This is a genomic window from Amycolatopsis sp. MEPSY49 (genome assembly GCF_051337345.1).
Taxonomy (GTDB): domain Bacteria; phylum Actinomycetota; class Actinomycetes; order Mycobacteriales; family Pseudonocardiaceae; genus Amycolatopsis.
The window spans coordinates 941796-951666 of sequence record NZ_JBDLYJ010000003.1 but is presented as its reverse complement, the minus strand read 5'-3'; the positions used below and the strand labels follow the sequence as shown (position 1 = coordinate 951666).

Sequence of the window (9871 nt, the reverse complement as noted above, 5' to 3'; positions counted from 1 at the left end):
GAGCATGGACGGCAAGGCCACCGGCCTGCCGCTGGTCGCCGGGACCGGCCACATCCTGGACGTCAGGAAACACCACGGTGTGCGCCGCTACATCGGCCACGCCACCCGGCCATCCTTGACCCGCGCGAAAAGCCGACCCCCGTCACCCGGCTCATCCGCTTCCTGCCCCGCGCCTTCATGCGCCGCGCCTACGACGAAATCACCGGCATGACCGACGTCGTCACCAGCTCCGGGGTGGACTGGACCATCGTCCGGTTCATCGCCGCCGCGCAAGTCGAGGACACCACCTACACCGGCCGCGCCCCGCCATCGGCAACTGACCCCGATCCCCGCCACGACCTGCATGTCCGCGCCACCAGAGGGATCCAGCTTCCACTCCATCCGCGGCTAACAGCGGCGAGCCTGCTTCCGGGCCGCCGCTACCGTCGGGTTCTGCTGTGCCAGTTCGGCGAGCGTTTCGCCTGCTGTGTACGAGGCGACGTCGTCTTGCGCCAGCCGGTATGGCGCACCGAAGTCCGGGGCCGGGTACGTTCTGGCCTCCTGGACGTATTCGCCGAACTTGTCCGCCATCTTGCCGACGGCAGCCCGCGTCGCCGTCACCAGCTCGTTACCCTGGGGCACAGGCGCAGGCCCAAGACCGTCCAGCGACGTCTTTGCCTGCGAGAAAGCGGCATAGCCTTCGGTGAGGTACCCGACCACCAACGCACGATCGGCTTCCTTCAGGCCAGTCGCCTTCACCGGTGGCGGCGGATTCCACAAGCTGAGCTTCTCCACCGCGCACATCACATCGACCCACGCCACCACCGCCTCGGTCGGCACGGCAGCGGAAGAGCTGCCTGTCGTGGTGGATGCGGTCGACGACGGTGGCGCACCATTCTCCGTGGCAGGCTCGCCGCACGCGGCCACCACTGCCGCCCCGGCGACCGCCATCGCGAGCCATCGCTTGTGTCCCATACGGTTGTTTCCACCTCTCTCTGCTGCGCCAGGAGGAGCCCCCGCGACGGTGCGGATGAAATTACGGTGCCGTCAGAGGGATGTGGGTGGCGATGTCCTGAACCGGCCTTCCGCTCGGTACCGGCCGATCGGCGCCAGTAGCGTCGGGACGGAGAGCGCAGAAGTCGGCCGAGGAGGGACGCGACATATGAACGGCGCTGGGTGGCGGACAGTGGTCATTGCCGTGATGCTGGCGACGGCGGCGGGCTGCTCGTCCGGCCGCGAGGGCGATACCGGCGGCGCGAACGATGCCGGCGCACCGGCCGCCGCCGAGGTCGCCACCATCGACACCGGACTGAGGATGGCAGGGGTCTCGGCCAGCCCCGACGGTCGCTTTGCCCACGCGGCGGGGCAGGACGAGATCGCGGTGGTCGATCTGACCGCGGCCAAAACGATCGACACCATCGGTTACGCCCCGGGTCCCCGGCAGATCCGGTTCAGCGGCGACGGGAGCAGGGCCTACGTCGCGAGCGGCACGATCAACGGCGGGGTGGGTGTCATCGACACGGCCAGTCGCAGGCTGACCGGCATCATTCCGGTCGACGGCGGCCCACTGTACGGACTGGCACTGGCCCCGGACGGACTTCGGGGCTACAGCGCGAATTCCGGTGCCGGCGCGGTCGTGGTCGACCTCAAGACCCGCGCGGTGCAGGCCATCCCCCTGCCTCGGGGCGAACGCGGCGGCGTCGCGATGTCCCCGGATGGCCGATACGCCTATTTCACCACCGATACGTCGCTCGCTCCGCGATTACCCGGACCGCGTTCGGTAAACGTCCTGGACACCAGCGGCAACACGATCTCCGCGACCATCACGGTGAACGCGGAGCGGCCCCACGAGGTGGCGATCTCACCGGACGGCCGCAGGCTTTACGTCGCCCACTTCCCGTCGTCCCAGGACACCCCCAACGCCGTGTCCTTGATCGACACAGCGGCCGGTGCGATCACCGGCACCATTCCCGTCAAGGGCCGCAGCACGGGGCTTGCGCTCTCTCCGGACGGCCGTCGGCTCCACGTCCTCGATGAATCCGGAACACTGCAGACGGTCGAGACCGCCACCGGCGTGGTCGTCACGACAGTCCAGGTGGGCTCACCCACCAACGGCCTCGCGCTCGCACCGGACGGTCGCAAAGCCTATGTCGCAGGCGACACCACGCTGCATGTGATCAATCTGGGCTGAACTCGGCCAGGGAGCCGACGTACAACAACTCCGGGTCGCACTGCACACCTTCGCGAGAACCGTACGCCGCGGCCCACACCTCCAACGCCGAGACGGGTACCGGTACCCGATCCCGCCGACGCCGCCGTTGTCCAAGGCGGACCTGGTGCGGATCGCCGACCTGCCCGGCCCGCACTGGTGACCACGTCCCCGGGGAAGAGCCCACAGCTCCCCCGGGGATCTGTGCATCGTCCGGCCGACGGTGCCGCACTACCGCCGATGGCTGCGCAGGTCGGGGTCCGGCAGGAAGTCGTAGACCGCCCGCTCGGCCGAGGCCGGCCGCGGCAGGAGTTTGGGATCGGCCGGCTTGAGCGGCACGCCATTCTGGTCGCTGTCGGTGCCGAACCGTTCGTAGCCATGGGTGTCGACCGGCGCAGCTCGCAGCGCGAACCGTTCTCGTCACATCGAACGGCCGATGCCCGCTTCGGCCAGCGCCGCCGCGAGCTCGGCGGCGGTCCTCGGACCGGCAGCGGCGCTCTCGTCCAGCACCGCGTCGATCACCTCTGCCAGCGCCGCCGGCACGGTAGCCAGCCGGTTGCGGATCGGCATCGGCGGCTGGCGCAGGACCACGGCGACGGGTTCGGCGCCGGGCGGGAAGTCGCGCGGCGGCCGGCCGGTGATCATCCAGTACAGGCACGCGGTGACGGCCCACAGGTCGACCTCGGGCTTCGCGTACTTGAAGTCGAAGACCTGGCGGCGGGGCATGAACGCGACGCTGCCGCCGATGGCCCCGGTGCGGGTGCGGCCGGACAGGCCGGCCTGGTCGAACGCCTTGGCCAGGCCGAAGTCGGCGATCTTGAGCCGGCCATCGGCGGTGAGCAGCAGGTTCTGCGGCTTGAGGTCCCGGTGCACCAGGCCGTGCCCGATGGCGGTGCCGCCGTCTGCCAGCCGCACCGGCACAGCGGCTTCGTGGGCGTACGCCAGCGCGTCCAGCGCCTGCAGCGTCAGGGAAACGGCCCGATCGATGCCGGACTGTCCGATGGTGCCGCCGGCGCAGTACTCATAGCGGATCCGGAGCCGCCCGTTGATCGATTCGCTGCCGCGGTACTCGACAATGTGGTCGTGTCGCAACGCCTTCGTGCAATCCAGTTCACGCTGGAGGGCATCCCGGGCGTCAGCGTCGGCCAGGCCCCGCTCGGTGAGCGTCTTGACCGCGACGAACTCGTCCGGCGCCTGTTCGACCAGTTCCACCACGCCCTGCGCGCCGCGCCCCAGTTCCCTGACCACACTGGGAAACAGTGTGACCCGCACTCTCGTGTCGCCGATCAGCAGCTCGTCACCGTCGCGCAGTTCGGCGGTCGAGCTGACCTCCCCGTTGACGGTCGTGCCGTTCCGGCTGCCCAGGTCGTGCACCGTCACACCGTCGATCAGGCAGTGCCGGCGCGACACCTTGGGATCGGCCGCGATCCGGAAGTCGCATTCCGGCGCGCGGCCGATCACGCAGGGGCTCGTGATGACCGATGAACGGCCCGCGTAGGACAGTCGGATCACGGGATGTCGTAGTCCCACACGAGTTCCCAGCCGCACACGGTCGAGCCGATGTCCAGCGTCATCAGCCAGCGGCCGTCGCCGCTGAGCATCACCCGGAGGATGTCGTGCTCGTGCGCCTCCATCGTCCGCAGGCATTCACCGGTGCGCAGGTCCCACACCTGAACATGGCGATCGGCGGTGGCGGTGACCGCGAACGTGCCGTCGGCGCTGAGCGCGTGCGCCCTGACCCAGCTGGTCATCGGCAGCGTCCGGACGACCTTGCCGGTGTCGGCCGACCACACGGCGAGGCCGCCTCGGGCCGGCGTCGCGCCGAACCGGCCGTCGCCGCTCAGGGCGAGCCGCCACTCGGGATGCGCATCGACGCCGCGCACTTCGTATTTGAATTCGCCGGTCGCCACGTCCCACGCGGCGGTCGACTCCCTGAGCGAGATGAACAGGAGGTTCCCGTCGGGGCCGAATCGCAGGGCCCGGTAGTGGTTTCGGCTCTCGACCACGAACTTCGGGGCCGGCCGGTCGCCCCACACCCGGATGTCCGTGCCGAGGCCCACGGCTGCCAGGTGCCGGCCGTCCGGGCTCATCACGACGGCGCTGACCTGGCCGTCGACCGCGGCGATTTCGCGCAGGAGCTTTCCGGACGGTAGTTCCCGCTGGCGCACCGTGCCGTGCTCGTCGCCGATGACGACCCGGTCGCCGGCCGGGTTGACGTCGAGCGCCGTCAGCTTGCCGTTGTCGTTGGCGAAGATCCGCTTGCTGCCGTCGTACAGGTTGAGCTGGCGGATGGTGCCGACGTCGGTGAGCACCAGCAACAACACGCCGTCGGCGGCGAAATGGACCTGTGTGCCCGCGCCGCCCTCACCGCTGTCGAACGTCCGCAGCCGTTCGGAGTCGCGAAAGTCCCACAGGTCGACCTCGCAGGTACTTCGGCAGGTCGCCATGTAGCGGCCGTCCTCGCGCAGCGCCACCACCGGCGGCCGGGTCAGCTCGACCTCACCCTCGAAGGTGAATACGCGCCAGCCGCCGAGCAGGTTCGCCCTCGTGCCCCGCGGACCGAGCGTGGCCCATGCCGCGCGGACCTCGCGGTTGCGCGCGAACCCCGGTACTTCCCGCACGGACCGCAACAACGCCCCGGCTTCCGCGTAGCGTTCCCGTTCTGTGAGCTCGCGCACCCGGTCCATGCGGCTGCGAAACGTGTCTTCCGTGCTGACGAGCTCGTCGACCGCCCGCGGCCGGGCGTAACACCAGGGTGCTCGGTAGCCGGTGACCGGCAGTGACCGGAGGGCGATGACCCCGGAGTCCGTGGTCCAGAACGCGGCCGTCCGCGCGTCGGGGCTGATCGCCGCGGGATCCGTCAGCTGGGACATGCTGACCAGGTCACGGCTGAGCGTGCCCAGGCACTGGCCGGTCAGCGCATTCCAGACCCGTACCGGCAGGCCGTAGTTGCTCAGCATGGTCGTGCCGGCGAGCACCACGGTGTCGATGTCGGAGCGTCGGCTCCGCACCTCGCCCAGCACGACATCCCGGTGGGCGTCCCATGTCACGCACGGCCCACTCCGCCACGCGACGACGGCGTGGACGGCGTCCGCGCTCAGGGCGCCGAAGTCCACATTGGATGGCCTCGGCCAGCCGCGGGGCAGATCCGGCTGCGGGCCGGTCAGCACCGCCGTGAGGGTCTGGGTTGCCACGTCCCAAGCCCGGACGCTGCTGTCCTCGCTGTCGAAGAAGGCGGCCACGACCCGGCTGCCGTCCGGGCTCAGCGCCAGCGAATGCACGCTGCCGGCCTGCGTCAGCAGGTCGGCGACCGGCCACCCGTTCTCGACCGACCAGACCGAGACCCGGCCGGATGAATGGCCGGTGGCGCAGAATCGCCCGTCCGCGCTCACGGCGATCGCGCACACACCGGAATCGCGCAGCCCTCGCTGCTCGCTGTCGCGCATCGCCTCGGCCAAGCCGTCACGGATGATCACGCCGACGTCGTCGATCGCATCATGCAGCCGTTGCCCCTGGCGGCCGCGCGCCAGATCCCACAGCTCGACGTCGTCGTCACGGATGATCACGCCGACCGTGGCGTCCGCGCTCATCGCGGCGGCCGTGACGGGATCACCGCGGCGGGTCAAAGTACGCAGTGCCCGCCGGCCGGTGCCTTTGCCCGGTGTCCACAACACCAGCCGACCGGCCTTGTCGCCGAACAGCACCGCCGAGCCGTCGGCGTTGAGCGCGATGGCCGTGACATCCGGGTGCTCGAGATCGACGTTGACCCGCGGCGGACGATTCGCCAACTCCGCCAACGCCGTCTGAACGTCCGCCGCGGACTGATCTGCTTCGCGCAGCAGCTGACCGGCCCGTTCATCCTCGTGCCGCTCCAGCTGAACGGCCCCCAGCAGCAACGGCCCGAGGCCGTTGGCCGGATCGGCCGCCCAGGCAGCCTCCACATCGGACACGACTTCCTCGCCCATGATCCTGCCGGTCCGCCAGCTGTGCAGGGCCCGGTTGTAGACCGTCGGCAGGTGGTACGGATCAGCGGTGACCGCGCCCCGGAACAGCTCCTCCGCCTCCTCGTCGCGGCCGAGGTCGAGCAGCGAGAGAGCCTGGTTGCACAGGCCGTCGGCGAGCAGCCGGGCCGCCTTCGGCCGCGACCGCGGGTAGACCGTGCCGGCGACTTCGGCGTAGCTGTCGATCAACCGCGCAGCGGCCTCGATGGCGGTCGGCCGGCGCGTCGCGTCGTCGGCGAAGCAGGCCCGCAGCAGGAGAGCTACCGGGTCCGGGATGCGCAGGCCTTCGTCCAGCAGCACGGTCAGCGCCGCACCGGCCGCCTGGCCGAAGGTGGTCGTCCGTCGGCCGGCGAACATCTCCAGCACCGTGAGGCCCCATGACCACACGTCGGACGCCGCCGTGATGCGCACCCCAGCGCGGCCGGCTGCCGCGTCGGCCTGCTCGGGCGACGAGTACGCCGGTGTCATGCCGGCGAAGCTGACGCCGGCCGGCATGTCCTCCTCGGGCCGCATCGCCTTGGCCAGACCGAAGTCGGTGACCTTGGCCGCGCCATCCGGATCGAGCATCACGTTGGCCGGCTTGACATCCTGGTGCACCAGGCCGGCCTCGTGGGCATGGGCGAGGCCCCAGGCGGTCTGGATGGCGACGTCCAGGATCCGGGCCGGCGTGAGGTTCCCCTGGCGCACCGCCTCGGCGAGGCTGCCACCGTCCACCCACTCCGCGAACACCCGCGGCACTTCGCCGATCGTGCGCACATAGACACAGTTGACGGTGTTCGGGTGGAGCCCCAGGTTCACCCACGTGCCGGCCTCGCGCTCGAAATGCCGCCGGTCCGCGGCAGTGGTGATCCACTCCGGGTGGGGCGTCTTCACCGCCAGGTCGACCTGCCAGTCGAGATGACGCACCCGGTGCACCACGCCCATGCCACCGCTGCGCACGTCCTTGACCTCGTACAGGCCGAGGACGGTCTCGCCCGGCTGCCAGCCCATCAATCGGCGAGTGCGACGAAAAGCGGGCTGCCGACGAGCACCCGCACCTCCCGCCCACCGTCCAGCTCCGGGTACGGGCTCGGCCCGTACCGCAGACGCTTCGCGATGAACTCCACCTCCTGCTCCTCGCCGCGGGCGTTCCGGTTCGCCAGGTACGCCAGCTCGAGCGCACTTTCCGGAGCATCGTCGGCGACCAGCGCCGACAGGCCTCTCACCATGCCCGGCAGCATCGACGGCGCCATGACCGCGTCGTCCTTCGGCACGGCTCCTCCGATGAGGTGACCACTCGAGCCGCCCAGCCCCACCACCGTGGCCTCGGTTGCGCCGGCGAAGTATTCGAAGCCCGGCATCTGCTGCCAGCGCATGTCCAGCCGTCCCCGGAAGTACTGGCCCGGCTCGTCGATCGTGCCGACGTCCAGGAAGTCGTCGATGTGCCGCACCACTCGCTCCAGCCGGCGTACGCGGTCCGGGTCGGACTCCCGCTTGTGCTTGCCGGTGAGCAGTTGCAGGTTGACTCCGACCTCGGTGCTGCGCTTGGCTGCGAAGCCCGGGTCGATCTGCGGCAGCAGCATGTCGACCTTCGAGTCGCTGATGTAGAAGTAGTACCGCGCCGACACGCAGCCCCCTTTGCTGGTTACTCCGGTCGGCTCAGGCTACTGGACGTGCCGAGCCGGTCACGGGACTTTCGGGACAGGACCCGGGCGGGCAGACCGCACCGGCCAGCCCCGCCGGGCCGGACATCGCCAGCGCGACCCGGCCGACGAAGCCGCCAGGACCGAAGGAGCAATCGCCACACCATTCCTCAACGGCACGGTCCAGGCGACCACCCGCCCGGGCTGCCCCGCCGGCTGCCTGGGCGTTCAGGGCTCGCCGGCAGCCGGCGACGTCGGCCGACCCGCCCGTGACGCCCTGGTCGAATGGCGGAACCACGCGCGCCGACACCTCGAGCAACGTTTCCGACGAGCTGTCGACGAGGGTGACCTGCCGCGGGATGCCGAGCCGGGGCGGCTCGCCCGTTACGTGATGACGGTGTCATTCGGTATCGCCGTCCAGGCCGCCAGTGGCATCAGCCGCGGCGACCTCCAGGAGATCGCCGACACGGCACTGCGCACCTGGCCGCCGATCCGAGCGACCGCGACCGGCCGCCGGCCAGCCCCGAGGCATGGCTCGGAAATGCCGCGAGACCGAGACTGATCTTGGGTGACATCGCCGCGAGACAACCGAGTCCCCAGGTGGCCGCGAAGCCCGCCGCGCGGCTCAGTCGGTGACGTACCACTTTCCGTTGCGCAGCTCCAGCACGGCGTCACCCAGGTCGCTGTCGGTGAACTTCGCAGTGGCCTTGACCGCCTTCGCCGGGATCTCGACCTTCTTCGAAGACACGGTGATGCGGGCCCGGTCCACGGTGGCGCCCTGCAGAGCTTTCCGCTGCGCGGGGCTGAACATCGCGAAGGTGATCGGAAACGTCTGTTCGCACGGCCCCATGCCCTCGTCCTCCGCCTTCTTGGCGGCGGGCGCGGCTATTTCGCAGGCCGTGGCGACGTCTTGGTTGCCCACCGCGTGCAGGAAGGTTTCGTAGCGCTCGACCGCGCCTGCGTTCGCCTTCGTCGTCGCCGACGGGGCGGGCGGCGTGGTAGTGGTCTGTGCCGCGGAGGCCGACGTCGTCGCCGGGGGTGGGGCGGTGCTCGAGGACGCCGTCGCCGCCGAGGTGCCGTCCCCACCCGAGCAGCCGGAGATCAGCAGGGCAACGCCCGTGGCGAGCAACGAAATTGAACGTGCGGACAATGGATCGCCTTTCAAGTCGGTAAAAACTGGTTCTTGACCGGGTACGCCACGGGCACGCCGTCGTCGGCGGCAACGCTGTCGGCGTCGCAGTCCTTGCGCTCCCACAGGGTTTGCCACTGGCGAGGTCGAGCGCGACCGCAATGTGCTCCTCGTCCGAGCGGCCATGACTGGCGACCACGGCCTTGCCGGTGATGGCGACGACCTCCGTGACGGCGTTGCTCGCGCTGGCGTACTGGTCCTCGGAGACCTTGGTCTCGGACTGCCAGACCTTGGTGCCCTTTTCGACGTCGGCCGCGACCACCGACAGCGCGATGTAGGCCGGCGTGGTGCCCTTCGCCGGGATGAGGACGGGACGGCGGCGGCGAGCTTGTCGCCGACCGCCGGCGGACGCGGCCCGCTGGTGTTGACGAACGGACCGCTCTGGTTGTACGGGTCACCGGGTTGGCGTACGTGGCCCGCCACGTTGGCGCGCAGCGCGCCGGCCGGGAGCCCCACGGGTGCGCTCTTGTCGAACGCCATGGGCGGGTCGGCGGTCTTCGCCTCAGGCGCGGCCGACGTCGGAGGCTCCGCGGCGGGCGCCGATCCGCTCGGAGTCGAGGCCGAGCGGTCGATTCCGCCACCGCAACCGGCGGCCGTGAGCACGGCCCCAGGCAGGCCAGCCTGATCAGCGTTCCCCGCACGTGCGCGTACCCTCCCCCGGTTGATCTTGCTCCGATCGGAGCCACGCAGGACTGTAGCGAACCGCCGGCTTCCCGTGTGGCAGTTCACGCAAAAGTGTCACAGTCGCGTAGTGCTTTCGCGCACGCAGTGCGGGCGTGGACGAGGCCGACGCGGCCGAGGACGGCGAGGCGTTTCGCGCCGGCTCGACAGGTCACCGGAATGCTCCGTTACTCCACAACGACTTTCGGCG

General features: G+C 70.2%; 8 protein-coding genes. 3 read left to right on the top strand and 5 right to left on the bottom strand.

Annotation, left to right across the window (positions count from 1 at the left end):
• Positions 1-387: 387 nt before the first annotated feature.
• Positions 388-954, bottom strand: a complete 567-nt coding sequence (locus ABFJ78_RS18830; protein WP_436387636.1) for a hypothetical protein — start codon at positions 952-954, stop codon at positions 388-390.
• Between the two features lie 211 nt (positions 955-1165).
• On the opposite strand from ABFJ78_RS18830, the gene ABFJ78_RS18825 reads away from it, so the two are divergent.
• On the top strand, positions 1166-2170 hold the full coding sequence (locus ABFJ78_RS18825) for a hypothetical protein (RefSeq protein WP_436387635.1): 1005 nt from the start codon (positions 1166-1168) through the stop codon (positions 2168-2170).
• A gap of 438 nt (positions 2171-2608) precedes the next feature.
• Here ABFJ78_RS18825 and ABFJ78_RS18820 read toward each other — a convergent pair whose 3' ends face one another.
• From ABFJ78_RS18820 to ABFJ78_RS18810, 3 genes are read right to left on the bottom strand one after another with little or no spacing between them, the layout of a single operon-like run.
• On the bottom strand, positions 2609-3649 hold the full coding sequence (locus ABFJ78_RS18820) for a protein kinase domain-containing protein (RefSeq protein WP_436387634.1): 1041 nt from the start codon (positions 3647-3649) through the stop codon (positions 2609-2611).
• Positions 3650-3696: 47 nt separating this feature from the next.
• Positions 3697-7179: a protein kinase domain-containing protein gene (locus ABFJ78_RS18815; RefSeq protein ID WP_436387633.1), complete on the bottom strand. Its 3483-nt coding sequence runs from the start codon at positions 7177-7179 to the stop codon at positions 3697-3699.
• A complete protein-coding gene (locus ABFJ78_RS18810; protein WP_436387632.1) occupies positions 7179-7796 on the bottom strand; it encodes a DUF7019 family protein in 618 nt (205 codons plus the stop codon). The genes ABFJ78_RS18815 and ABFJ78_RS18810 overlap by 1 nt, the downstream gene beginning before the upstream one ends.
• Before the next feature lie 10 nt (positions 7797-7806).
• Here ABFJ78_RS18810 and ABFJ78_RS18805 point away from each other — a divergent pair, with 10 nt between their 5' ends.
• Positions 7807-8373: a TetR family transcriptional regulator C-terminal domain-containing protein gene (locus ABFJ78_RS18805; protein WP_436387631.1), complete on the top strand. Its 567-nt coding sequence runs from the start codon at positions 7807-7809 to the stop codon at positions 8371-8373.
• Positions 8374-8436: 63 nt separating this feature from the next.
• Here ABFJ78_RS18805 and ABFJ78_RS18800 read toward each other — a convergent pair whose 3' ends face one another.
• On the bottom strand, positions 8437-8961 hold the full coding sequence (locus ABFJ78_RS18800; protein ID WP_436387630.1) for a hypothetical protein: 525 nt from the start codon (positions 8959-8961) through the stop codon (positions 8437-8439).
• A 191-nt stretch (positions 8962-9152) separates the two neighbouring features.
• Here ABFJ78_RS18800 and ABFJ78_RS18795 point away from each other — a divergent pair, with 191 nt between their 5' ends.
• A complete protein-coding gene (locus ABFJ78_RS18795) occupies positions 9153-9278 on the top strand; it encodes a hypothetical protein (RefSeq protein WP_436387629.1) in 126 nt (41 codons plus the stop codon).
• Positions 9279-9871: the final 593 nt, after the last annotated feature.

Coding starts and splice junctions, on each gene's coding strand:
- ABFJ78_RS18830 (WP_436387636.1), bottom strand. CDS start 954: ATGGGACACAAGCGATGGCTCGCGATGGCGGTCGCCGGGGCGGCAGTG.
- ABFJ78_RS18815 (WP_436387633.1), bottom strand. CDS start 7,179: ATGGGCTGGCAGCCGGGCGAGACCGTCCTCGGCCTGTACGAGGTCAAG.
- ABFJ78_RS18795 (WP_436387629.1), top strand. CDS start 9,153: ATGGCGACGACCTCCGTGACGGCGTTGCTCGCGCTGGCGTACTGGTCC.